This window comes from Halopseudomonas pelagia (assembly GCF_009497895.1).
Lineage (GTDB): Bacteria > Pseudomonadota > Gammaproteobacteria > Pseudomonadales > Pseudomonadaceae > Halopseudomonas > Halopseudomonas pelagia_A.
In genome coordinates this window covers 4,230,082-4,253,295 of record NZ_CP033116.1, presented here as the reverse complement: position 1 = coordinate 4,253,295, position 23,214 = coordinate 4,230,082, and the positions used below count along the sequence as shown (strand labels likewise).

Annotated in this window: 21 protein-coding genes; 9 read left to right on the top strand and 12 right to left on the bottom strand. The window is 58.9% G+C overall.

Going from position 1 to position 23,214, the window contains the following annotated elements; genetic code table 11:
- Positions 1-34 precede the first annotated feature (34 nt).
- From EAO82_RS19525 to EAO82_RS19475, 11 genes are all read right to left on the bottom strand, one after another.
- Positions 35-1,279 carry a multifunctional CCA addition/repair protein gene (locus tag EAO82_RS19525; RefSeq protein ID WP_096347000.1) on the bottom strand — a complete coding sequence of 415 codons (1,245 nt, stop codon included), beginning with the start codon at positions 1,277-1,279 and terminating at the stop codon, positions 35-37.
- Between the two features lie 142 nt (positions 1,280-1,421).
- Entirely contained in the window at positions 1,422-2,975 is a 1,554-nt protein-coding gene (locus tag EAO82_RS19520; protein WP_096347001.1) for a SpoVR family protein, read from the bottom strand.
- A complete protein-coding gene (locus EAO82_RS19515; protein WP_096347002.1) occupies positions 2,972-4,243 on the bottom strand; it encodes a YeaH/YhbH family protein in 1,272 nt (423 codons plus the stop codon). Before EAO82_RS19515 ends, EAO82_RS19520 begins: the two co-directional genes overlap by 4 nt.
- Before the next feature lie 147 nt (positions 4,244-4,390).
- A complete protein-coding gene (locus tag EAO82_RS19510; RefSeq protein WP_096347142.1) occupies positions 4,391-6,313 on the bottom strand; it encodes a PrkA family serine protein kinase in 1,923 nt (640 codons plus the stop codon).
- Between the two features lie 329 nt (positions 6,314-6,642).
- Positions 6,643-6,963: a thiosulfate sulfurtransferase GlpE gene (glpE, locus tag EAO82_RS19505; protein ID WP_096347003.1), complete on the bottom strand. Its 321-nt coding sequence runs from the start codon at positions 6,961-6,963 to the stop codon at positions 6,643-6,645.
- Positions 6,960-7,778 (bottom strand): symmetrical bis(5'-nucleosyl)-tetraphosphatase, encoded by an 819-nt coding sequence (locus tag EAO82_RS19500; protein WP_096347004.1) that lies wholly within the window; start codon positions 7,776-7,778, stop codon positions 6,960-6,962. The genes glpE and EAO82_RS19500 overlap by 4 nt, the downstream gene beginning before the upstream one ends.
- A 39-nt stretch (positions 7,779-7,817) precedes the next feature.
- Positions 7,818-8,201 carry a Co2+/Mg2+ efflux protein ApaG gene (gene apaG / locus EAO82_RS19495; RefSeq protein WP_096347005.1) on the bottom strand — a complete coding sequence of 128 codons (384 nt, stop codon included), beginning with the start codon at positions 8,199-8,201 and terminating at the stop codon, positions 7,818-7,820.
- Positions 8,198-9,004, bottom strand: coding sequence for a 16S rRNA (adenine(1518)-N(6)/adenine(1519)-N(6))-dimethyltransferase RsmA (gene rsmA / locus EAO82_RS19490; RefSeq protein WP_096347006.1), 807 nt, complete (start codon positions 9,002-9,004; stop codon positions 8,198-8,200). The genes apaG and rsmA overlap by 4 nt, the downstream gene beginning before the upstream one ends.
- Positions 9,001-9,996: a 4-hydroxythreonine-4-phosphate dehydrogenase PdxA gene (gene pdxA / locus EAO82_RS19485; RefSeq protein WP_410402939.1), complete on the bottom strand. Its 996-nt coding sequence runs from the start codon at positions 9,994-9,996 to the stop codon at positions 9,001-9,003. The genes rsmA and pdxA overlap by 4 nt, the downstream gene beginning before the upstream one ends.
- Entirely contained in the window at positions 9,993-11,297 is a 1,305-nt protein-coding gene (locus tag EAO82_RS19480; protein ID WP_096347008.1) for a peptidylprolyl isomerase, read from the bottom strand. The genes pdxA and EAO82_RS19480 overlap by 4 nt, the downstream gene beginning before the upstream one ends.
- Entirely contained in the window at positions 11,287-13,965 is a 2,679-nt protein-coding gene (locus EAO82_RS19475; RefSeq protein WP_096347009.1) for an LPS-assembly protein LptD, read from the bottom strand. Before EAO82_RS19475 ends, EAO82_RS19480 begins: the two co-directional genes overlap by 11 nt.
- Before the next feature lie 138 nt (positions 13,966-14,103).
- Between EAO82_RS19475 and EAO82_RS19470 the strand changes: the two genes are divergently transcribed.
- Genes EAO82_RS19470 through djlA form a run of 3 tightly spaced genes read left to right on the top strand, consistent with a single transcriptional unit; the run spans position 14,104 to position 16,627 of the window.
- On the top strand, positions 14,104-15,129 hold the full coding sequence (locus tag EAO82_RS19470) for an aminoglycoside phosphotransferase family protein (RefSeq protein WP_096347010.1): 1,026 nt from the start codon (positions 14,104-14,106) through the stop codon (positions 15,127-15,129).
- Positions 15,126-15,794: an N-acetylmuramate alpha-1-phosphate uridylyltransferase MurU gene (gene murU / locus EAO82_RS19465; protein WP_096347011.1), complete on the top strand. Its 669-nt coding sequence runs from the start codon at positions 15,126-15,128 to the stop codon at positions 15,792-15,794. Before EAO82_RS19470 ends, murU begins: the two co-directional genes overlap by 4 nt.
- 5 nt (positions 15,795-15,799) lie before the next feature.
- Complete coding sequence (djlA, locus tag EAO82_RS19460; protein ID WP_174959065.1) at positions 15,800-16,627, top strand: co-chaperone DjlA; 828 nt, start codon at positions 15,800-15,802, stop codon at positions 16,625-16,627.
- Here the strand turns inward: djlA and EAO82_RS19455 are convergent.
- Entirely contained in the window at positions 16,602-17,498 is an 897-nt protein-coding gene (locus tag EAO82_RS19455; protein ID WP_096347013.1) for a DUF3530 family protein, read from the bottom strand. The genes djlA and EAO82_RS19455 overlap by 26 nt on opposite strands.
- Before the next feature lie 99 nt (positions 17,499-17,597).
- On the opposite strand from EAO82_RS19455, the gene rpe reads away from it, so the two are divergent.
- The 6 genes from rpe (at position 17,598) to trpC (ending at position 23,065) form a co-directional block, all read left to right on the top strand.
- The gene (gene rpe / locus EAO82_RS19450; RefSeq protein ID WP_096347014.1) at positions 17,598-18,272 is read left to right on the top strand and encodes a ribulose-phosphate 3-epimerase; all 675 of its coding nucleotides are present in this window, start codon (positions 17,598-17,600) and stop codon (positions 18,270-18,272) included.
- The gene (locus tag EAO82_RS19445; protein WP_096347015.1) at positions 18,272-18,946 is read left to right on the top strand and encodes a phosphoglycolate phosphatase; all 675 of its coding nucleotides are present in this window, start codon (positions 18,272-18,274) and stop codon (positions 18,944-18,946) included. The genes rpe and EAO82_RS19445 overlap by 1 nt, the downstream gene beginning before the upstream one ends.
- A 178-nt stretch (positions 18,947-19,124) precedes the next feature.
- On the top strand, positions 19,125-20,603 hold the full coding sequence (gene trpE, locus EAO82_RS19440; protein ID WP_096347016.1) for an anthranilate synthase component I: 1,479 nt from the start codon (positions 19,125-19,127) through the stop codon (positions 20,601-20,603).
- Positions 20,604-20,613: 10 nt separating this feature from the next.
- Entirely contained in the window at positions 20,614-21,210 is a 597-nt protein-coding gene (locus EAO82_RS19435) for an aminodeoxychorismate/anthranilate synthase component II (protein WP_096347017.1), read from the top strand.
- A gap of 17 nt (positions 21,211-21,227) precedes the next feature.
- Positions 21,228-22,274, top strand: a complete 1,047-nt coding sequence (gene trpD, locus EAO82_RS19430; protein ID WP_096347018.1) for an anthranilate phosphoribosyltransferase — start codon at positions 21,228-21,230, stop codon at positions 22,272-22,274.
- Positions 22,271-23,065 (top strand): indole-3-glycerol phosphate synthase TrpC, encoded by a 795-nt coding sequence (gene trpC / locus EAO82_RS19425; RefSeq protein WP_096347019.1) that lies wholly within the window; start codon positions 22,271-22,273, stop codon positions 23,063-23,065. The genes trpD and trpC overlap by 4 nt, the downstream gene beginning before the upstream one ends.
- The last annotated feature ends 149 nt before the right edge of the window (positions 23,066-23,214 follow it).

Here is a 23,214-nt window from a genome sequence, read left to right as displayed (position 1 = left end):
TGCGCTGGGCCGCGAACGGGCTTAGGGTGACGCCTCAGCCGGGGTTGAACTCCGATTTGTAAACCGCTACTGCGTTGGTCCTCTCAAGCTCAAGCGCTTTTCCCATTGCCGCGCCCTCAAGACCTTGAGCCAACAAGGATTCCACGCTGACTCGGCGCGCTCTCTCGGCAGCGGCGCGCAGGTACTCGGCTTGCGGGTAAGGCTCACTTTCCAGCCCGGTACGGCCGCGGGCATCGGCTTCGCAGGCGCCGAGAAATTGCTCGAAGCGCTCCGGCCGGCGATAGATATCGAAGGCCTTGAACAGCTTGATCAGCGTTGCAGGTTTGAGTTCCAGCGCCCGGTGGCAATGGGTGTGATACTCGCAGGTCAGCAGCGCCAACTCCTGACAATCCCTGGGTGCCTTGCAGCGTTGGTTAACCGCCTTGACGGCGGCCAGCCCCTTGCTCTCATGGCCATGGTGCTTGGGCCAATGCGCCGGGTCGGTCAGACCCTTGCCCAGGTCATGCAGCAGGCAGGCCCAGCGGGCGGGCAAAGGCAGCTGCATCCGTGCGGCCTGTTGAAGAACCAGCAGCAGATGCTCTCCGGTGTCCACTTCGGGGTGATGGGCCTTGGGTTGGGGCACGCCAAACAGGCGATCCACCTCCGGCATCAGTTCTGCCAACGCACCGCAATCGCGCAATGTGCGGATAAAGATCTCGGGGTTGGGCTCCATCAGCGCACGGCTGATTTCCTTCCAGCTGCGCTCGGCGGTCAATGCCTGAAGCTCGCCCGATTCGGCCAGTTCTCTCATCAATGCCATGGTTTCCGGAGCAACGCTGAAGCCCAGGCGGTGATAGCGCGCAGCGTAGCGGGCAACCCGCAGTACGCGCATGGGGTCTTCGACAAAAGCCGGTGATACGTGGCGCAACAGGCGGGCGGCAAGATCTCTTTGGCCTCCGTAGGGGTCTATCAGCTTGCAGTCGGCGTCCATGGCCATCGCATTGATCGTCAGATCGCGGCGGATCAGGTCCTGCTCCAGGGTCACATCAGGGCTGGTGTGAAAGGTGAAGCCACCATAACCTTGCCCGCTTTTGCGCTCAGTGCGGGCGAGGGCATATTCCTCCCCGGTTTTCGGGTGCAGAAATACCGGAAAATCCTGGCCGACCGGCCGAAAGCCCGCTTCGAGCATGGTCTCTGGCGTTGCGCCGACGACCACCCAGTCGTAGTCGCTGAACGGGTGGCCAAGCAGTTGGTCGCGCACCGCGCCGCCAACCAGATAGGTGGAATAGGTAGATGACATTGAGTATCAGGATCTCGAACCGGTTTTTTAGCTTCAAGCTTCAAGCTTCAAGCTGAAAACTGCAAGCTCCACCCCTCCAGAGAAAAGGTTTTTGCACTGCACGGTCTGCTTGACGCTTTTAGCTTGCCGCTTGAAGCTGTTCTTAGATGGGCGGGATATTCAGATCAAAGCGCGGCAACTTGTCATTCGGGTTTTCCGGTCTGGGCGGTATATGCATCTGCGTCATCATCCTTTCTCCATCCAGGCTGTGCAGGTGGATATCAAACCCCCACAACCGGTGCAGATGCTTGAGCATTTCCCCAGTGGACTCGCCCAAAGGCTTACCGTCGTGACGCTGGTGGTGCAGAGTGAGTGACCGGTCACCGCGGCGATCCACCTCCCATACCTGAATGTTGGGTTCACGGTTGCCCAGATTGTATTGCGCGGCCAGGTGTTCGCGTACCGCCCGATAGCCGCTGTCGTCGTGAATGGCTGAAACCTGCAGATGGTCATCGGATTCGTCATCGGCTATGGCGAACAGCTTCAGGTCACGTATTACCTTGGGCGACAGGTATTGCAGGATAAAGCTCTCGTCCTTGAAGGTGCGCATGGCGAACCTCAGCGTTTCCAGCCAGTCACTGCCGGCAATGTCCGGAAACCAGCGGTGATCTTCTTCAGTAGGCGCTTCGCAGATACGCCGGATGTCCTGCATCATCGCAAAGCCCAGTGCATAGGGATTGATACCGCTATACCACTGGCTGTCGAACGGCGGCTGATAGATCACGCTAGTGTGCGACTGCAGAAACTCAATGATGAAGCCTTCTGTGACCTTGCCCTCGTCATACAGGTGGTTGAGCAGGGTGTAATGCCAAAAGGTGGCCCAGCCTTCATTCATCACCTGGGTCTGGCGTTGCGGGTAGAAGTATTGCGCGACTTTGCGCACGATGCGCACTACTTCACGCTGCCAGGGTTCCAGCAGCGGCGCGTTCTTTTCGATGAAATACAGCAGGTTTTCCTGCGGCTCGCTAGGGTAGCGCGGCTCCTGAGCCAGCTTGTCCCGCGCGCTGGCACTGACGGGGATGGTGCGCCAGAGCTCGTTGACCTGCCGTTGCAGATGTTCCTCACGTTCCTGCTGGCGCAGGCGCTCTTCTTCGGCGGAGATGGGGTAGGGGCGTTTGTAACGATCTACGCCGTAGTTCATCAGCGCATGGCAGGAGTCGAGAATATCCTCGACTGCATCGATGCCATGACGCTCCTCGCATTCGTTGATGTAATGCCGGGCGAACACCAGATAATCGATGATCGCGCTGGCATCGGTCCAGCTGCGGAACAGGTAGTTGCCCTTGAAGAACGAGTTGTGGCCGTAGCAGGCATGGGCGATGACCAGCGCCTGCATGGTCATGGTGTTTTCTTCCATCAGGTAGGCTATACACGGATCCGAGTTGATCACGATCTCGTAAGCCAGGCCCATTTGCCCGCGCTTGTAGTTCTTTTCGGTATGCAGGAAATGCTTGCCATAGGACCAGTGGTGATAGCCCAGCGGCATGCCGACGGAGGCGTAGGCGTCCATCATCTGTTCAGCGGTAATCACCTCAATCTGATTGGGGTAGGTGTCGAGTCCGTAAACATCACGGGCAATACGACCGATTTCCTGGTCGTATTCGCGGATCAGGTCGAAGGTCCATTCCGAGCCGGTGGAGATGGGTTGCCGGGTCATGTGGCCATCCTCTTCTGAAACAGCTTGCGAAAGACCGGGTAGATATCTCCCGCATCGACTATCTGTTGCTGGGCGAAACTGTCGGAGAATATATCGGTGACTTGCTCGTATTCGTACCAGAGCGCCTGATGCTCACGCGGGGTGATTTCCACATAGCAGTAATATTGCATGGCCGGCATGATCTGCTTGAGTAGAAGCTCGCGGCAGATTGGCGAGTCGTCGTTCCAGTTGTCGCCGTCCGACGCCTGGGCGCAATAGATGTTCCATTCTCCGGGCGCATAACGTTCATCAACGATCTGTTGCATCAAGCGCAGAGCGCTGGAAACGATAGTGCCGCCGGTTTCGCGAGAGTAGAAGAACTCTTCCTCGTCTACCTCCTTGGCGCTGGTGTGGTGGCGGATAAAGACCACCTCGATCCGCTCGTAATTCCGCCGCAGAAACAGATAGAGCAGAATATAGAATCGCTTGGCCAGATCCTTGGTCGCCTGGGTCATCGAGCCGGACACGTCCATCAGGCAAAACATCACCGCTTTTGAACTGGGGTTGGGCTGTTTGGTGATTAGGTTGTAGCGCAGGTCGAAGGTATCCAGGAATGGAATCCGATCAATGCGTTTTTGCAATGCGTCTATTTCTTCCTGCAGGACTTTCTGGTCAACCAGGTTGTCTGGCTGTTGCCGGCGCAGTAATTCCAGTTCCTTGGTGGCTTCACGCAAGCGACGGCGGCTGCTACCGCTCAATGCGATGCGCCGGGCGTGCGAGGCGCGCATCGAGCGCACAATGTTGATCCGGGACGGATTGCCCTGCTGGCTGATGCCAGCACGCACTGGTTTGAAGGTGTCGGTGCCGGTCAGGTGACGCTTGACCAGATTGGGCAGGGCCAGATCTTCGAACATGAAATCAAGAAACTCGTCCTGGGTGATCTGAAACACAAACTCATCCATCCCTTCGCCGCTGTCACCGGCCTGGCTGCCACCCTGGCCGCCACCGCCGCCATCTGGGCGGGGAATGCGGTCGCCAGTGCTGAAATCACGGTTGCCCGGATGCACACCGGTCTTACGCCCACCCTGGCCGTGGTGGAAAATCGGCTCATCGATATCCCGACCAGGAATGCTGATCTGTTCGCCACCGGCGATATCGGTAATTGAGCGGCGGCCGACCGCGTCCTCGACCGCCTTTTTTATGTGCGTCTTGTATCGTCGCAGGAACCGTTGCCGGTTTACCGTGCTCTTGTTCTTGCCGTTAAGACGGCGGTCGATCACGTAGCTCATGGCCCCTCCGGGGCCAGCTGCAAGCGATAAGCCACAAGCTTGAAGCTGGCCGTGCTGAATCAAACCTTAGCGTCTGGTCCGCGCTCATGGGGTGTCCTCTTGCCGCTTGAAACTTATGGCTTGAGGCTGCCCAGTAGCGGTTCGTCGCTACTGGGCCTTACGTACGCGCAGATACCATTCCGAAAGCAGACGTACCTGTTTTTCGGTGTAGCCACGTTCGATCATGCGGCTGACGAAGTCGCCGTGTTTCTTCTGATCTTCCTTGGACGCCTTGGCATTGAAGCTGATGACCGGGAGCAGATCCTCGGTATTGGAGAACATCTTCTTCTCGATCACCATCCGCAGTTTTTCGTAGGACAACCAGGATGGATTCTTGCCATTGTTCTGCGCCCGGGCGCGGAGCATGAAGTTGACTATTTCGTTACGGAAGTCCTTGGGGTTGCTGATGCCGGCGGGCTTCTCGATCTTTTCCAGCTCCTCGTTCAGCGCCACACGGTTGAGAATCTCACCGGTGTCCGGGTCGCGGTACTCCTGATCCTGAATCCAGAAATCGGCGTACATCACATAGCGATCAAAGATGTTTTGCCCGTACTCGCTGTAAGACTCCAGATAGGCGGTCTGGATTTCCTTGCCGATAAAGTCGACATAGCGCGGCGCCAGGTACTCCTTGATAAAGCGCAGGTAACGCTCGCTGACATCGTTGGCGAATTGCTCCTGTTCAATCTGCTGTTCGAGCACATACAGCAGGTGCACCGGGTTGGCCGCGACCTCGCTGTTGTCGTAGTTGAAGACCTTCGACAGGATCTTGAAGGCAAAGCGGGTCGACAGGCCGTTCATGCCCTCATCCACACCAGCGGCGTCACGGTATTCCTGGATTGACTTGGCTTTGGGGTCGGTGTCCTTGAGGTTCTCACCGTCGTAAATCCGCATCTTCGAGTAGACGTTGGAGTTTTCCGGTTCCTTGAGGCGTGACAGCACAGTGAACTGCGCGAGCATTTTCAGCGTATCGGGGGCGCAATGGGCGTGGGCCAGCGAGCTGCTGGTCAGCAGCTTCTGATAGATCTGGATCTCGTCCGTCACGCGCACGCAGTAGGGCACCTTGACGATGTAGATACGGTCAATGAAAGCTTCGTTGTTCTTGTTGTTGCGAAAGGTATGCCACTCTGACTCGTTGGAGTGCGCCAGGATAACGCCATTGAAAGGAATCGCACCGAGACCCTCAGTGCTGTTGTAGTTGCCTTCCTGGGTCGCCGTCAGCAGCGGGTGCAATACCTTGATTGGCGCTTTGAACATCTCCACAAATTCCATCAAGCCCTGGTTAGCGCGGCATAGCGCGCCAGAATAGCTGTAGGCATCGGGATCGTTCTGCGGAAACTCTTCCAGTTTGCGAATATCCACCTTGCCCACCAGGGCGGAAATGTCCTGGTTGTTCTCGTCACCCGGCTCGGTCTTGGCAATAGCGATCTGCTGAAGAATCGAAGGATAGAGCTTCACCACTCTGAACTGGCTGATGTCGCCATTGAACTCATGCAGGCGCTTTACCGCCCATGGCGACATGATGCTGTTGATATAACGCCGCGGGATGCCGAAATCCTCTTCGAGGATGGCGCCGTCTTCCTCAGGACTGAACAAACCCAGGGGCGACTCGAACACCGGGGAGCCCTTGATCGCATAAAAGGGTACCTGCTGCATCAGCGATTTGAGTTTTTCTGCCAGTGAAGACTTACCGCCACCCACCGGGCCGAGCAGGTAAAGAATCTGTTTGCGCTCCTCCAGCCCTTGGGCAGCATGGCGGAAAAAGGAGACGATATGTTCTATCGCATCTTCCATGCCGTGGAAGTCGGCAAAGGCCGGGTAGCGCTTGATGACCTTGTTGGAAAAGATGCGGGAAAGTCGCGGGTCCATCGAGGTGTCAACCTGCTCCGGCTCACCAATGGCGCGAAGCAGGCGCTCTGCGCCGGTAGCGTAGGTCAGCGGATCGGTTTTGCAGAGGTCGAGATACTCTTGCAGGCTGTACTCTTCCTGCCGGGTGGTTTCAAAACGGTTCTGGAAATGACTGAATATGCTCATGACTGACCTCTCTGATACCTGAATGAGGTCTGCGACTTCCGGCCATAGGCCAGCCTGACGGCCGTTAAAGGGCGACAGCATTTCCTTGATGCAATAATCCCCCAGTACCAACGCGCGCAGGCATGGCGGGGAGTCTGTCGAACCGTCCAACGGGCAGGATATGGCTCCCCGGCGGGGTCCGGCAGGCTCCCGTTTTATCGGAAGCCGGCAGACCGGCTTTCATGTAATGAATGCCTCAGCTACAGAATAGAACGTTTAGCCGGTACTGGCACAACCGTTCGGAAAAAAATGCGGGAAAATAATATTGCCGGGTATTTGTCAGTGAATTGTCAGCTGCTGCTGATATTGCCTGGATACTGCGCGCGCCATAATTCGAAGCCACCGTCCAGGCTGTAGACCTGCTCGAAGCCCAGGCTGGCTAGATAGGCCGCGGCTGGCTGGCTCGAATTGCCATGGTAGCAGCAGACTATCAGCGGGGCTTGCTTGTCGGCAGTGGCGACGTAAGCGGGCAGGCTGTCGTTATCCAGACGCACGGCGTCGCTGATATGGCCCTGGGCGTAGCTCTGTGGATCGCGGATATCGACCAATGCTGCGCCCTGCTCCAGCAGCTGGCTGGCCTGTTCGGGGCTGATACGTTGAAACTCGCTCATGTTGGTTCTCCACAACTGCACTGGTGACGCTCACCGGTATCCACATTCATCAAGGTCATACTGTTGCCCCAGACGCAGCCGCTGTCCAGCGCGTGAATACCCGCTACGCCGGTTTTTGCCTCCAACGCGGCCCAGTGACCGAATACCACCTGGGTCTGGGGATCGCGTCGGGGATAGGTGAACCAGGGTGCGAAGCCTTTGGGCGCGGCGCCGACGCCTTCCTTGGTTTTCAGATCCAGAGTGCCATCGGCCTTGCAAAAGCGCATGCGAGTCAGATAGTTGGTTATGCAGCGCAGGCGGGCCGGGCCGGTAAGCGAGGGCTTCCAGCGGTCAGGCTCGTTGCCGTACATTTCATCCAGGAACAGTGGCAGACGCTCGTCACAGCGCAATACCTCTTCGACCTCGGCAGCACGTTTGAGCGTTTGCTTGACGGTCCAGGTGGGAGGTAGTCCGGCGTGCGTCATCAGCACACCCATACGCTCATCCCAATGCGCCAAGGGGCGCCGACGCAAGCTGGTTAGCAACTGCTCACGGTCATCGGCCTTGAGAATCGGCAACAGGGTGTCGGATTTACGCAGGCGGCTGGCGTCGCGGCTGGCCGCCAGCAGATGCAGATCGTGATTACCCAGCACGGCAATACAGGCGCTGCCCAGGCTATCGATAAAACGCAGGGTGTCGAGCGAATCCGGACCGCGATTGACCAGATCGCCGACCGACCAGAGCACGTCGCAGGAGCGATTGAATGCGACCTCGTCGAGAAGGCATTTAAGGGGCTTCAAGCAACCCTGAATGTCGCCAACGGCGTAGGTAGTCATAGCGTGGCCTTGTGGACGGTGGCTTTAGCAGTATCTGAGTCAGTTCAGGGCGTTGGGTTTGGCCAGGCGGAACAGCGCGATGGGCGCGGCAAAGGTGTGACCGTCTTGGGCACGCATGCCATAGCTGCCCTCCATGGTGCCGATCGGGGTTTCCAGTAGGCAGCCGCTGGTATAGGTGAAGCTGGCGCCGGGTTCCAGTAGAGGCTGTTCGCCTACTACACCGGGGCCCTGTACTTCCTTGAGCTCGCCATTGCCGTCAATGATCTTCCAATGCCGATCAATCAATTGCGCCGCGATGGCGCCCGTATTCTTGATGTGGATCGTATAGGCGAATGCATAACGGCTGGCACTGGGGTCGGATTGCTCGCGCAGGTAGCGACTCTCGACTTTAATCTCGATGGCGTAAGCGGTGTGGGTGCTCATTGGGTAGTCCTGTCTCTGGCTAACCGATTGGCCAGACGCACGAAGCCGGCCAAGTCTATTTGTTCCGGTCGCAGGGTCGGGTCTATGCCTTCAGCCTCAATGCTTTCAGCATCGATCAAGGATTTGAGTGTATTGCGCAGGGTTTTGCGGCGCTGATTGAACGCCTCGCGAACGACCAGCTCAAGCATGCCGACATCATCAGCCGGGTGCGGCAGTTCTGCATGCGGCGTCAGGCGAACGATAGCCGAGTCGACTTTTGGCGCCGGGCTGAACGCGCCGGAACCGACATCGAACAGGTGCTCTACCTGGCAGTGATACTGCACCATGATGCCCAGACGGCCGTAATGATTCATGCCGGCCCCTGCGGCCAGGCGCTGGACCACTTCTTTCTGCAGCATGAAGTGCATATCGGCGACGCAGTCGGATTGGGCAATCAGGTGAAACATCAACGGCGTTGAAATGTTATACGGAAGGTTGCCGACAATACGCAGCTTTTGCCCCGTTTCTGCCAGCGCCCGGAAGTCGAACTTCAGCGCATCGCCCTTGTGCAGGGTGAACTGGGGGCTGGCGCCAAAACGGGCCAAGAGCAACGGATGCAGGTCATGATCGAGTTCGACCACATCCAGTTGCGCGCCACTGGCTAACAAGCCTTCGGTAATAGCGCCCTGACCTGGCCCGATTTCGACCAGACGCTGCCCCTCCTTGGGGCTCACGGCACGCAAGATACGGTTGATCACCCCGGCGTCATGCAGGAAATTCTGGCCAAAACGCTTGCGCGCCCGGTGCGGGGCAAACTGATTCATACTGACTCCGTGGCGTCGATCATGTCGATGGCGGTGTTTAATGCAACATTCAGGCTACCGACATCGGCTTTACCGCCGCCGGCAAGATCCAGCGCAGTACCGTGGTCTACCGAGGTACGGATGATCGGCAGGCCCAGGGTGATATTGACGGCATTGCCGAAGCCCTTGTGCTTGAGCACAGGCAGCCCCTGATCGTGATACATGGCGAGCACCGCATCGGCCTGATCCAGATGTTTGGGGGTAAACAGCGTGTCGGCTGGCAAGGGTCCCTGAAGGTGCATGCCTTCAGCTCGTAGCCGCTCCAGCACAGGGTTTATGACATCGATTTCCTCGCTACCCATATGCCCGCCTTCACCCGCGTGGGGATTAAGGCCGCAGACCAGAATACGCGGCGCGGCGATGGCGAATTTCTGCTGCAGATCCTGGTGCAGTATGCGGATGATCTGTTCGAGCAGTGGCTGAGTAATAGCGTCCGCGACAGCGCGCAGCGGCAGATGCGTCGTCACCAGTGCCACTCGCAGACCGGGACAGGCGAGCATCATCACCACCAGCGGCGTACCGGTAAGTTCGGCAAAAAACTCGGTATGCCCCGAGAAGCGGATGCCGGCGTCATTGATAATGCCTTTATGCACCGGGGCGGTAACGACGGCGGCAAAATGCCCTGCCTCACACCCGTGGCCCGCCAGGCGCAGGGTATCCAGCACGTAGTGAGCGTTGGCTGGATCGAGCACTCCCGGTTGGCACGGAGCGGCCAGCTTTACGGGCAGAACACTCAGCTGGCCAGCGACCTGGGCCGTTGGGGTGGTGGATGGGTCAAAAACGCTTAGTTCAATGTCAAGGCCCAGCAAGCGGGCGCGTGCGTTCAGCAGGTCGGGGTCAGCGATGACTACCCGCTGGTGCTTGCAGGGTTGCATCGCAAGCATCAGACACAAATCCGGGCCAATGCCCGCCGGCTCGCCGGCGGTCAGGGCGATGGTTTTGCAAGACACTATATCTTGATCTCGACATAGGCTTCGTCACGAATTTCCAGCAGCCAGGTCTGCAGTTCCTGCTCGTATTTGCGATTGCGCAACAAGCTCATCGCCTGCTGTTCACGCATCTCCGAGGTCATATCGACGTTGCGACGACCCTGGACTTCCAGGATGTGCCAGCCGAATTCAGACTGAAAGGGTGCGGAAACGGTATTTTCGCTGATCTCGGTCATGACCTCGCGGAACTCGGGCACCATGCTGTCGGGCATAACCCAGTCCAGCGATCCACCGTTCAAGGCGGAGCCTGGGTCTTCGGAAAATGCGCTGGCCAGAGTGGCGAACGACTCGCCATTGCGGATGCGCTCGTAAATGCGCTGAATCAGCTGCGCAGCTTCCTCCTCGGTGCGAATTTCGCTGGGCTTGATCAGGATATGGCGAACGTGAAATTCTTCTACCATCTGACCTTCACCGCCCCGAGTCTCGAGCAACTTGAGAATATGGAAGCCCGCAGGCGAGCGCAGCGGTTGGGTCACTTCGCCGGTGTCCAGCGCCGCTACGGCGCTAGCGAACGGGCCGGGCAACTGCGCGCTGCGGCGCCAGCCAAGCTCGCCGCCTTCCAGTGCCGTATCGCCGCGGGAGCGGGCGACCGCCAGATTGGTGAAATCAGCTCCAGCGTTCAGCTCTTGGTAGATATCGTTGGCGGTCTCACCAATGGCGCGGACCTCATCCGGGCTCGCGCTTTCCGGGATAGGCAGCACAATCATCGCCAGGCGGTACTCTTCTGCCGTTTCCAGGCGACCCATTTCCGAGTCGAGGAAGTTGCGCACTTCCTGATCGGAGACCTGGATACGCTCCGCGACGCGGCGCTGACGCACCCGGTTGATGATCATTTCGCGACGAATCTGTTCACGCGCCTGGTCATAGCTGATGCCATCACGCTCTAGTGCAGCGCGGAACTGCTCGGTGGTGACATTGTTGCGCTGGGCCAGCTGCTCCATGGTCTGGTTCAGCGTGGCGTCGTCGATACGAATGCCGGCACGCTCGCCCATTTGTAGCTGGATGCTTTCGACCACCAGGCGATCAAGCACCTGTTGGCGCAGAACGTCGTCAGGCGGCAGTTGGGTGCCGCGCTCGCGCAGCTGACGTTGCAATTCCTGCATACGTTGATCCAGCTGGCTGGCCATGACCACGTCGTTGTCGACGATGGCCGCGACCCGGTCCAGTGGTACCACTTGGGCATGCAGTCCGGTGCTGAAAATCAAGCCTGCGCACAGACTGAGTAAAGCGGGATATAACTTAAAAACTTTTACCTTAAAAACCATTGTTTTCACGCTCTCTGTAACCAGGGATGCCTTGATCGAACAGGCTTTCGACACGGTTGCCGGTGACATTGCCCAATCCCTTGAGCACGATCTGAATGAAAATGCCACGGTTGCTTGAATCGTCAGTCACCGTCTCATATTCGTCGTAGTCTACCCAGTACCGGTTGATGACACGGACCTTATAGCAGCAGCTGTCGTACTCCAGACCACCGAATGCTTCCAGGGTTCGGTCACGAGTGAAGTCGTGCTGCCAGCGAGCAATAACGCTCCACTGATTGTTGATTGGCCATATCGTCGACAAGTCTGACTGATCGATACGGTCGTTGGCATTGCGCCTGAAGGTACCAGACAGGGCATCGAAGGTATTGATGTTGTTTCGGAACCGGTAACCCGCATTGATGATTTTGCGGGGCTCTGGCTGATAGTTGAAGATCGCGCTACCGGCGTCCTCGTTGTTGTTATCCGGATTCCAGATGACATCGCTGCGGAAGCGCCATGCATCACTCATCTGGTACATGAACTCGCCAGCGTAAGCGGATGTTGATTGCGTTGGATCGGTAGTCGCGCCGGCGCCATCGGGTAGCAGCGCGACATCGCGATCACTCAAGTAAAAGATCTGGCCCAGGCTGCCGCGGATTCGCTCGCGCCCAGCGTCATCAAGAAATCTGCTGGTGGCACCCAGGGTGAATTGATTGGCGTCACTTATACGGTCGCTGCCACTGAAGCGGTTGTCGCGGAAAAGCGAACTGTAGCTGAAGGCAAACTCGTTTGTGTCAAACAGAGGCTGGTCGCTCTGGTCGCGATAGGGTGCATAGAGATAGTAAGCCCGAGGTTCAAACGTCTGCCTGAATGTCTGGCCGAACCAATTTGCTTGCCGATCGAAATACAAACCGCCATCCAGGCTCGCAAGAGGCGTGACGTTGCCTGGGGTTGTTTCAGCGCCGGCGTAGTCAAAACCGTCATTTCTATCATCGAAGTCGAGGTCATACTGAGTCATAACCGCCTTTACGGTGGGAGTCAGGAAGCCCCAGCTGGTGGTCATCGGGTATTCAAGTGCAGGCGCTGCTACTACTCGGCTACCGGTGGCCCGCTGCAAGCCAACAAGGCTTTCGTCGGGTTCGCGGATGCCAATATTGGCGTCATCAAACTGAACGCCGTCGCGGCCCGAGAGTAAACCGCTGTTCAGATCACGGTCAAAGTAGCTGTACTCGGTGCGATAGTTGAACCTTAGGCCAGTGCCAGCTATGCGGTTGGCGCCATCAAGACGTAGCTGGGGCAGCCGGTCATAGGGCGTGACTGAGGTAATATCAGCCAGCTCGTAGCTATGCACCGCGGCCTCAAAGCGCCAGGTATTGCCCGCGTAGGTGCTGCTGACACGCTGATTGACGTAGGTGTCCGGCCGCGACTCCAGCGATGAGTTGAGGTGCTGGAAATAGAAGGGATCGCTGATGTCGCTGTAATCGACATTGGCTCTCCAGCGTGGTGCAAGCAGGTTGTCATGTCGCAGCTGGTACATCCAGCGCGTATCGCCAAACTCGCTGTCATCAAGGTAGGCGGCGTTGATCTGTGACTGGCTCTGCTCGTTCATATGTCGGGCTTCACCCTCCATCAGCAGACCGCGCTTGCTCATGAAGCGTGGATACAAAGTAGCGTCGTAATTGGGCGCGAGATTGAAATAGTAAGGTACGGTCAGCTCCGAGCCGCTATCGGTGCTGGAGGCAAAGCTTGGAGTCAACAGGCCTGATTTGCGGCGATCATCCAGTGGGAAATTCATCCAGGGCGTATAAAACACCGGTACGTCCTTGACGCGCAAGGTGACGTGCTTGGCCTCGCCCCAACCCTCTTCGCGATTCAGCTCGATGTCTTTGCTGTGCAATGCCCAGGTGTTTTCGCCAGGCTCGCAGGTGGTGTAAGTCCCGTCGGTCATGACGATCACTGCGTCGTCACGGCGCATCAGCTTGGTCGCAGTGCCCCGCGCACGTGATTCATGCACGACGTAACGCACTTGGTCGATGCGGGTTTCGCCGGTGTCGATCTGCATCCGTGCGCTGTCGCCCAGAACCAGCACTCCCTGGTCGCGCAGGCGGACATTACCATCCAGCACGATCAGATTATTGGCTTGATCAAAGCTGGCCTGATTCGACTGAGCCTGCAGGCGGCCCTGTTGCAACAGGACGTCACCTTCCAGCGTGCCGGTCTGACTGCCTTGCTCAAAACTGCTGGAGTCCGCAGCAGCGGAAACGGGCAGCTCATTAAAGGGCGTTTCGTTATCGCGGCCTTCGCGTTCGGGCTCCACATACATGCCGCCGCAATAGGGCGCGATGGCTGCCTGCTGTTCGCTGCTGAGCTGCTCGCGGGGAACCCAGTCCAGCTCGCTGTAGTCACCCGTTACAGCAGGGCGGCTGGCAGGGGTCGCCGCGGTGGCGCTTTCAGGCGCTTCGACTGGCGCGGGTTCTGTCGCGCGCGGCGCTGGCTGCACTGCCTGAGCCGGCCGGGGCGGTAACGCCGCCGGGGCGGATAGCGGGGAGCAATCCCAGCCAGCGCCGCTGCTGCTGGCGCGGCATTCAACCTGATTGGCGGCCACGCTGCTCAAGGGCTGGGCTAACAGCAAGCCACTGACCAGCAACATGGGAAAGGTAGGGCGAAACGGTGGTGTGCGGTAGGCCATTGTATGTTTGTCCGGGCTTCCAGTCGGTGCGCGCAACGCTTGTGCGAGAAGAATGCTATATGCATGCTGCGAGTAATCAGCAAGATAGGGGATAATAAAGCATTGTAGGACGCCAGAGCCAGCGTCCGTCTGAATGGGATGGAAATGATGGATTCTAGAAAAGCACTGCTGCACGCCTGGTTGCCCTCGCAATTGGCCCAGACCTACGCCACGCTGGGCTGGGGCGAGGTGGGCTCGGGCGAGCTGTCAGCGGCCAGTGCGGATGCGAGCTTCCGCCGCTATTTTCGTTGGGTGGATGGTTCGCGCAGCATTATCGTGATGGATGCCCCGCCAGAGCAGGAGGATTCCGCACCTTTTGTCAGAATAGCCGCGCTCTTGGCAGAAGCAGGAGTGCGCACGCCGCAAATATATAGCGCCGATCTGCAGAAGGGTTTTTTGCTGCTGGAAGATATGGGTGCCAGTACCTACCTGCAGAGCATTCAACAGGGAATCGATGCCGCCAGTATCGAGCAACTTTACGCGACGGCGATCACCACGCTGGTGCGTTGGCAGCAAGCCAGTCGGCCGGGGATATTGGCCGACTACGACGAAACTATCTTGCGCCGAGAGCTGCAGTTGTTTCCCGACTGGTATGTCAGTCGGCATCTGCAGCGTCAATTCAGCAGCGCCGAAGAGCAGGACTGGCAAACACTGTGCCGTTTGGTCCTCGACAGCAATCTGGCCGAGCCGCAGGTGTTCGTGCACCGAGATTATATGCCGCGCAATCTGATGACCGCCGACGGTGAGCCGGGCGTGCTTGATTTTCAGGATGCGCTTTACGGGCCTTTGAGCTACGACGTTACCTCGCTGTTGGCTGATGCCTTCTTTACCCTGCCGCTGAGTCAGCGCGAAGCCTGGTTGGAGCGTTATTGGCAGCAGGCCCGTGAGGTCGGCTTGCCGATGCCAGCGGATTTCCAGACCTTTCGTGCGCAATCCAGATTAATGGGCGTGCAGCGCCATCTGAAAGTGTTAGGTATTTTTGCGCGCATCAATTACCGCGATGGCAAAGGCCATTATTTGAGCGATACGCCGCGTTTCGTCGGATATCTGCGCGAAGCCTGCGCCCAAGATCATCGGCTGGCGCCACTTGAGCGCCTGCTGGACAGCCTGGGTTTGTACGCATGAAAGCGATGATTCTGGCCGCCGGCAAAGGTGAGCGCATGCGTCCCCTGACCCTGCATACCCCCAAGCCCCTGCTTCCGGTAGCAGGTAAGCCTTTGATCCAATGGCATATGGAGGGCTTGAGGCAAGCGGGGGTGACCGATCTGGTGATTAATCACGCCTGGTTGGGCGAGCAATTGGAGGCGCATTTTGCTGACGGAGCGGCCCTTGATGTGACGATCCAATGGTCCCCGGAAGGCGAGCCGCTGGAGACCGGCGGGGGTATATTCAGGGCATTGCCTTTGCTGGGTGACCAGCCGTTCGTGCTGGTGAACGGCGACATATGGACGCCATTCGAGTTCGCTGGCTTACAGCTGCCAGCGGGCAAACTTGCGCATTTGGTGCTGGTGGATAATCCATCCTTCAAGACCCAGGGCGATTTCGTGCTGGTGCAGGGTGAGGTACGCAACCCGTCTGATTCGGAGCAGGCGCTGACGTATTCCGGGCTGGCGGTGCTGCATCCGCAGCTGTTCGAGGGGCAGCAAGGTGGTGCGTTCGCCTTGGCGCCGCTGCTGCGCCAGGCAGCCGACGCTGGTCTGGTGAGTGGCGAGTATTTCTCCGGCCCCTGGGTTGATGTGGGCACGCCCGAACGCCTGGCGGATGCCAGTCGCCTGGCCCAGGGAGCCTGACGCCTGTGCTTTGGCCGGTGACGGTAATCGGCGCGGCGCTGGGCGGTAGCATTGGCGGCGTACCTGGCGGCATTTTTGGCGCTGTACTGGGGCACGCGCTGGATCGTCATTGGCAGTTGCAGCGCTGGAGTGATCTGCCGAGGCGCTGCCGCGAGTTGCTGGGCAGGGAAGCAAGTTTCGAACAGGTGCTGTTTCTTTGCCTGGGCCGGCTAGCCAAGGCTGACGGCCGAGTCTTGCCTGCGCATCTGCAGTTGGCTCGTGACTTGATGCAGCAATACCGGTTTGATGAAGCTGCGCGCTTGCAAGCCATGCAGTGGTTCAACCAGGGCAAGTTGCCGAGCAAGCGGCTGACGCCGCTGGTGCGGCGACTGCTCAAGCGTGAGCCCGCCCGGATCGCCGAGCTGCTTGACTGCTGCTGGCGGATGGCGTTGGCCGATGGCGTGCTCGGGCCGCACGAGCGGGCGCTGCTGCATGAGTGGGGTGGCCAGGCCGGAATGGGTCGGGCAGAGCAGCAGCGTATGCATCAACGGCACCAACGGGGCTATTCTCGCGGTGATTCCGGGTCAGCTGGAGCTGGCAGCCAGTCCGGCGTGGGCAGTGCACCGGTGGCTAATCGAGACCGTTTAAAGGAAGCCGCCAGCCTGTTGGAAGTCGGGCTGGATGCGCCGCCTGAGCAGATCAAGCGCGCCTACAGGCGGCAGCTTAGCCGGCATCATCCGGACAAACTGATTGCCCGTGGCGGCAGTGAGCGCGACCCCGGGCTGGCCGGCGAACGCATCCACCTTATTCAGGAGGCCTACGAGCTGATCAAGCGTTACCGGGGGTTTCGCTAAGCGCACGTTTCAGCCAGCCACCAAGGCGCTTGATGAGCATCTGCTGTTTCAGCTCAGAGTGCCCGCTTTGCGGCCAGATAAGTTGCTGGTAGCGGTTATGAGCCAGGCGCCTGGCTTGCAGTTTGCGCGCTTCAGCGTGTTCGGCGGGAGAGATTAGGATGTCGTAGGTGGGCCCAGCCCACTGCTCTAGCAGCAGCGTGCTGGTTGTTTCGCCCTCGGCGGTTACCGGCAGATCCTGCAATATCAGTGCGGCCGTCGGCGGGCTGCCTGTCTCCGCCGCAGCGATCAGTGCCCAGAGCGCACCTTCGCCCCGACCCAGCAGTACGATGGGCAGATCCTTGTCCGCTCCGCCTTCGGCCTCTAGTACTTGTCTTGCCGCCTGAATCCGCGCCAATACCTGGGTCCGATACTGCAACTCAGGGCTCGTGCTCTGCTCATCGCCCAGGCCGGGTGCGGCGTAGCCGCGCTCAGGCAAACTGATGGCCAACGTGTGCCAGCCCTCTGCACTTAGCTGGCGCCGTGCTGGGCCTATCAGCACCGGCCAGTCGGCGTGCTCATCCTGTCCTGCGATAAGAATAATACTGCCCAGGGCTTTGGGCTGCGCAGCAGGAAGAAACAGCCCCAGAAAAGCTTGGTCGTCGATATCCAGGCGCCGCTGTTGAGTAGCAGGTAGCAGTCTTTCCAGACTTTGTTCCTGTACCTTGCTGCGGCTGGGTGCGCTTGCGGTGTCCGTTGTGGCGGTGCCGCTGGCGGCCGCAGGTTCGGTATCGGATTCTTGAGCGCCCGCCATTGACGCCATGGCGAGCGTCAGCACCAGACCAACCCAAAGCCTCTTCGCCGACACACATAACAGATATGATGAATGTTGCATAAGCTGGCGTCCCTGGGCATTTCCTCCGAGTATAACAGGGCGGCGCGGAGCTGCTTGGGGTAGACTATGGCCGTTCCGAATTCACTGCCGAGGTCCGTCATGCCTGATTATGCGATTGCCCCTTCGATATTGTCCGCCGACTTTGCCCGCCTCGGGGAAGAGGTCGACAAGGTGCTCGCGGCCGGTGCCGATATTGTCCACTTTGACGTGATGGACAACCATTACGTACCTAACCTGACAATTGGCCCGATGGTCTGCAGCGCATTGCGCAAATACGGCATTACCGCGCCGATTGATGTGCATTTGATGGTCAAGCCGGTTGACCGCATCATCGGTGATTTCCTCGAAGCGGGTGCTTCCTTTATTACCTTTCATCCGGAGGCCAGTGAGCATATCGACCGGTCGCTGCAGCTGATTCGTGAAGGTGGTGCCAAAGCCGGTCTGGTGTTCAATCCGGCCACCTCGCTGGACAGCCTCAAGTACGTGATGGACAAGGTCGACATGGTGCTGCTGATGAGCGTTAACCCAGGCTTTGGCGGGCAGAAATTCATCCCCGGCACGCTGGATAAACTACGTGAAGCGCGGGCGCTGATCGATGCCAGTGGCCGCGATATTCGCCTGGAAGTCGACGGCGGCGTCAGCGAGCATAATATTCGGCAGATCGCCGAAGCGGGAGCCGACACCTTTGTCGCTGGCTCGGCGATCTTCAACAAGCCCGATTACAAGGCGGTGATTGACCGCATGCGCGCCGAGCTGGCCCAGGTCGCACGTTGATGCTTGAGCGCCTGTTTGGCGGGCAACTGCCGAAGCTGGTGATTTTTGATCTGGACGGTACCTTGCTGGATTCGGTGCCCGATCTGTCTGCCGCCATTGATAGCATGTTGTTGGGACTGGGGCGCCCGTCCGCAGGTGTTGAGCGGGTACGCGACTGGGTGGGCAATGGTTCGATGGTGCTGGTTCGGCGTGCGCTGGCCGGCTCCATCGATCACGCCAGCGTCGATGAAAAAGAAGCTGAGCTTGCGCATCAAGCCTTTCTGCAGGCCTATTCCGGCGGACACGAACTCACCACCCTCTATCCCGGTGTGACTGCTTTTCTCAATGCTTTGCAGCAACACGGCGTATTGATGGCGGTAGCAACCAACAAGCCCGAGCGCTTTGTCGCGCCGCTCCTTGAGGAGAAGGGCCTGCTTGGTTATTTTCGCTGGCTGGTCGGTGGCGATACGCTGCCGGTGCAGAAGCCCGACCCGGCGGCCCTGCACTGGATAATGCAGCAGGCAGGCGTTGGCGTGGCGGACACCCTGTTTGTGGGTGATTCGCGCAATGACGTACTCGCCGGTCAGGCGGCTGGAGTAAAAGTGGTGGCGGTCAGTTATGGCTATAACCATGGCCGCCCGGTCAGCCTGGAAAACCCGGATTTGCTGGTTGATTCACTCGACGTGCTCATATAACCTTTCGGTGTTCCCACACCTTACCAAGACGGATCAGCCGTGTTTGTCAGCAACCGCAAACTGATGAGAGTGATCAAGGCCCTCGCCCGCTGGCGTTGGCGCACCTGATCCTGCCTGCCCGCGTTTAGCGCGGGCCTCCTGTGTTTGTGTGACAATTTCCCGCCCCATGAGGCTGATCATGACCCGAGAAGAATTTCTAAGCCTGGCTGCCCAGGACTTTAATCGTGTACCCGTGGTACGCGAAGTGCTGGCCGATCTGGATACGCCGCTATCGACCTACCTGAAACTGGCCGATGCGCCCTATTCCTACCTGCTGGAGTCGGTCCAGGGCGGCGAGAAGTGGGGCCGTTACTCGATCCTTGGCTTGCCCGCCCGTACGGTGTTGCGCGTCTATGGCCATAGCGTGCATGTACTGGTCGATGGCATTGAAACCGAGCAGCATGAGTGTGCCGACCCGCTGGCCTTTGTCGAAGAATTCAAGGACCGCTACCGCGTCCCGAGCATTCCCGGTCTGCCGCGTTTCAACGGCGGTCTGGTCGGGTATTTTGGTTACGACTGCGTGCGTTACGTCGAGCCACGTCTGGCGCATTGTCCGAACCCCGATCCGCTGGGTAATCCGGACATCCTGCTGATGGTGTCGGACGAAGTAGTTGTATTCGACAATCTGGCGGGCAAGCTGCACGCCATCGTGCTGGCCGATCCAGCAGACGCCAATGCCTTCGATAGCGCCAACGCGCGCCTTGCTCAGATACTCGACAAGCTGCGCCAGCCGCTGGCCCAGCGCAAACCGCTATCGCTGGATAATCCACCGGATCGCGAGCTGGATTACCGCGCCAGTTTCACCCGCGAGGATTACGAGCGCGCAGTGGATACCGTCAAGGAATACATTCTTGCCGGCGACTGCATGCAGGTGGTGCCCTCTCAGCGTATGAGTATCGATTTCAAGGCCGAACCGATTGATCTGTACCGCGCATTACGCAGCCAGAACCCGACTCCTTATATGTACTTTTTCAACTTTGGCGATTTCCATGTGGTCGGCAGCTCGCCCGAGGTGCTGGTGCGCGTGGAAGACGGCGAAGTTACCGTGCGCCCGATTGCCGGCACTCGGCCACGCGGCGCTACCGAAGAAGCAGATCACGCCCTGGAAGTGGACCTGCTCTCCGACGCCAAGGAAATTGCCGAGCATCTGATGCTGATCGACCTGGGCCGCAATGACGTGGGCCGCGTAGCGCAGACTGGCAAGGTGCAGGTCACCGAAAAAATGGTTATCGAGCGCTATTCCAACGTCATGCACATCGTCTCCAACGTGAAGGGCCAGTTGCTCGGGCACCTGAATGCAATGGATGCCCTGCGTGCGATCCTGCCAGCCGGGACCCTGTCCGGGGCGCCAAAGATCCGTGCGATGGAAATCATCGATGAGCTGGAGCCGGTCAAACGTGGCGTCTACGGCGGCGCAGTAGGTTACTGGGCGTGGAACGGCAATATGGATACCGCGATTGCAATCCGTACCGCAGTGATCAAGAACGGCGAGCTGCACGTGCAGGCCGGTGGCGGTATCGTCGCCGACTCGGTGCCGGCGCTGGAGTGGGAAGAGACCATCAATAAACGTCGTGCGATGTTCCGGGCCGTGGCCCTGGCCGAACAGTCAGTCGAGTGAGGGATAAGACATGTTATTGATGATCGACAATTATGACTCCTTCACCTACAACGTGGTGCAGTACCTGGGCGAGCTGGGTTCTGAGGTCAAGGTCATCCGCAACGATGAGCTGAGCGTTGCCGAGATCGAAGCGCTGCAACCTGAGCGCATTGTGATTTCTCCCGGCCCTTGTACACCCAACGAGGCGGGCGTATCAGTTGCGGTGCTGCGGCATTTCGCGGGGAAACTGCCGATTCTGGGTATTTGCCTGGGCCATCAGGCAATCGGTCAGGCCTTTGGCGGCGAAGTCATTCGCGCCCGGCAGGTCATGCACGGGAAGGTCAGTCCGGTATTTCATGAAAATCAGGGCGTGTTTGCCGGTTTGAACAACCCGTTGACGGTGACCCGTTACCATTCGCTGGTGGTACGCCGCGAGCCCCTGCCGGATTGCCTTGAGATGACTGCCTGGACCCAGCTCGACGACGGCTCGGTGGATGAGATCATGGGGCTGCGTCATCGTGAGTACATGATCGAAGGTGTGCAGTTCCACCCCGAGTCGATTCTCACTGACCAGGGCCACGAGCTGCTGGACAACTTCCTCAAGCAACAGGGCGGCCTGCGCGGCTGAGCGGACTAGGAGCGAGCATGGATATCAAGACAGCACTGGCGCGCGTCGTCGAGCAGATTGATCTGAGTACCGAAGAAATGCGCGCGGTGATGCGCGACATCATGACCGGGCAGTGCACCGACGCGCAGATTGGTGCTTTTCTGGTCGGCCTGCGCATGAAGGGTGAAAGCATCGATGAAATCACCGGCGCGGCCATGGTCATGCGCGAGCTGGCTTCTGGCGTCAAGGTCAGCGGCGAGCGGGTGGTGGATACTTGCGGTACGGGTGGCGATGGCGCGAACATTTTCAACGTCTCCACGGCGGCGGCGCTGGTCGTTGCGGCAGCGGGTGGCAAGGTGGCCAAGCATGGCAACCGCGCGGTGTCCGGCAAGAGCGGCAGCGCTGATCTGCTTGAAGCGGCGGGTGTGAATCTGGCGCTGACGCCGGAGCAGGTCGGGCGCTGTGTCGAGGCGGTCGGTGTCGGCTTCATGTTTGCACCGGCGCATCACAGTGCAATGAAGCACGCGGTAGGCCCGCGCAAGGAGCTGGGTCTGCGCACCCTGTTCAATATGCTCGGGCCGATGACCAATCCGGCCGGGGTCAAGCATCAGGTCATTGGAGTGTTTACCGATAAACTGTGCCGGCCCATGGCCGAGGTGCTCAAGCGCCTGGGCAGTGAGCATGTGCTGGTGGTTAGCGCCCGCGATGGTCTGGATGAAGTCAGTCTGGCGGCGCCGACCCATGTGGCTGAGTTAAAAAACGGCGAAGTGCGCGAGTATGATGTCAGCCCTGAAGAGCTGGGTATTCCCAGCCGCAGCCTGATTGGCCTGAGCGTGAACGACGCAGCCGAATCCCTGGCACTGATCAATGACGCGCTGGGCAAACGCAAGACCGAAGCGGGTGAGAAAGCCGCCGACATGATCATCCTCAACGCTGGCGCGGCGCTTTATGCCAGCGATCAGGCCGCCACTTTTCTTGAAGGGGTGCAACTGGCCTCCGACGCCCTGCATTCCGGGCTGGCGCGGGAAAAGCTCAATGAGCTGATCGCCTTTACCGACGTATTTCGTGAGGAATCCGCCCAATGAGCGTTCCAACCATTCTGCAGAACATCATTGCCCGCAAGCATGAGGAAGTGGCTGAGCGCCGCCCTCGCGTCAGCGTGCAGGAACTCGAAAGCCTGGCCGCTGCCGCTGAACCACCGCGCGGTTTTGCTGCGGCGCTGCAGCGTTGTGCTGATGCGCGCAAGCCCGGGGTGATTGCCGAGATCAAGAAAGCTTCGCCGAGCAAGGGCGTGCTGCGGGAAGATTTCGATCCAGCGGAGATTGCTCGCAGCTACGAGTTGGGGGGCGCTACCTGTTTGTCTGTGTTGACCGATGTGGACTTCTTTCAGGGCCATGACGACTATCTACGCGCCGCGCGGGCAGCCTGCAGCCTGCCGGTGATCCGCAAGGACTTCCTGATTGATCCGTATCAGGTCCTGGAAGCCAGAGCGATGGGCGCTGACTGCATTCTGCTGATTGTCTCGGCACTGGATGACGGGCTGATGGCCGAGCTGGCCGCCGAAGCGCAGCGTCTGAAGTTGGACGTACTGGTCGAAGTGCACGACGGCGATGAGCTGCAGCGTGCGCTGCGCCTGGATACCCCACTGATCGGCATCAACAATCGCAATCTGCATACCTTTGACGTCACGCTGGAAACCACCCTGGATCTGCTGCCCCGAGTGCCGGGTGATCGAATGCTGATTACGGAAAGCGGGCTGCTCTCGCGCGCTGATGTGGACCTGATGCTGGCTCACGATGTATACGGATTTTTGGTCGGTGAAGCCTTTATGCGGGCCACTGATCCTGGTGCTGAACTTAAAAGGCTGTTCGCCTGAGTGCCACTAAGCTGATACTCGATATTGGCCCCGATTCAGGGGCCATTTTTTTGTGCCTTCGATAAGCTATCTGTTTACTGGATAATTCAGAACCAAATATTGCGCTTTTTGTTTGGCTGATTCGATGTGAGAATCGCCCTCATTGACAC

What these genes read in the sequence shown, in the direction of transcription:
- EAO82_RS19525 (WP_096347000.1), bottom strand. Translation starts at nt 1,279, where the DNA reads ATGTCATCTACCTATTCCACCTATCTGGTTGGCGGCGCGGTGCGCGAC.
- EAO82_RS19520 (WP_096347001.1), bottom strand. Translation starts at nt 2,975, where the DNA reads ATGACCCGGCAACCCATCTCCACCGGCTCGGAATGGACCTTCGACCTG.
- EAO82_RS19515 (WP_096347002.1), bottom strand. Translation starts at nt 4,243, where the DNA reads ATGAGCTACGTGATCGACCGCCGTCTTAACGGCAAGAACAAGAGCACG.
- EAO82_RS19510 (WP_096347142.1), bottom strand. Translation starts at nt 6,313, where the DNA reads ATGAGCATATTCAGTCATTTCCAGAACCGTTTTGAAACCACCCGGCAG.
- glpE (WP_096347003.1), bottom strand. Translation starts at nt 6,963, where the DNA reads ATGAGCGAGTTTCAACGTATCAGCCCCGAACAGGCCAGCCAGCTGCTG.
- EAO82_RS19500 (WP_096347004.1), bottom strand. Translation starts at nt 7,778, where the DNA reads ATGACTACCTACGCCGTTGGCGACATTCAGGGTTGCTTGAAGCCCCTT.
- apaG (WP_096347005.1), bottom strand. Translation starts at nt 8,201, where the DNA reads ATGAGCACCCACACCGCTTACGCCATCGAGATTAAAGTCGAGAGTCGC.
- rsmA (WP_096347006.1), bottom strand. Translation starts at nt 9,004, where the DNA reads ATGAATCAGTTTGCCCCGCACCGGGCGCGCAAGCGTTTTGGCCAGAAT.
- EAO82_RS19480 (WP_096347008.1), bottom strand. Translation starts at nt 11,297, where the DNA reads ATGGTTTTTAAGGTAAAAGTTTTTAAGTTATATCCCGCTTTACTCAGT.
- EAO82_RS19475 (WP_096347009.1), bottom strand. Translation starts at nt 13,965, where the DNA reads ATGGCCTACCGCACACCACCGTTTCGCCCTACCTTTCCCATGTTGCTG.
- EAO82_RS19470 (WP_096347010.1), top strand. Translation starts at nt 14,104, where the DNA reads ATGGAAATGATGGATTCTAGAAAAGCACTGCTGCACGCCTGGTTGCCC.
- murU (WP_096347011.1), top strand. Translation starts at nt 15,126, where the DNA reads ATGAAAGCGATGATTCTGGCCGCCGGCAAAGGTGAGCGCATGCGTCCC.
- EAO82_RS19455 (WP_096347013.1), bottom strand. Translation starts at nt 17,498, where the DNA reads ATGCAACATTCATCATATCTGTTATGTGTGTCGGCGAAGAGGCTTTGG.
- rpe (WP_096347014.1), top strand. Translation starts at nt 17,598, where the DNA reads ATGCCTGATTATGCGATTGCCCCTTCGATATTGTCCGCCGACTTTGCC.
- EAO82_RS19445 (WP_096347015.1), top strand. Translation starts at nt 18,272, where the DNA reads ATGCTTGAGCGCCTGTTTGGCGGGCAACTGCCGAAGCTGGTGATTTTT.
- trpE (WP_096347016.1), top strand. Translation starts at nt 19,125, where the DNA reads ATGACCCGAGAAGAATTTCTAAGCCTGGCTGCCCAGGACTTTAATCGT.
- EAO82_RS19435 (WP_096347017.1), top strand. Translation starts at nt 20,614, where the DNA reads ATGTTATTGATGATCGACAATTATGACTCCTTCACCTACAACGTGGTG.
- trpD (WP_096347018.1), top strand. Translation starts at nt 21,228, where the DNA reads ATGGATATCAAGACAGCACTGGCGCGCGTCGTCGAGCAGATTGATCTG.
- trpC (WP_096347019.1), top strand. Translation starts at nt 22,271, where the DNA reads ATGAGCGTTCCAACCATTCTGCAGAACATCATTGCCCGCAAGCATGAG.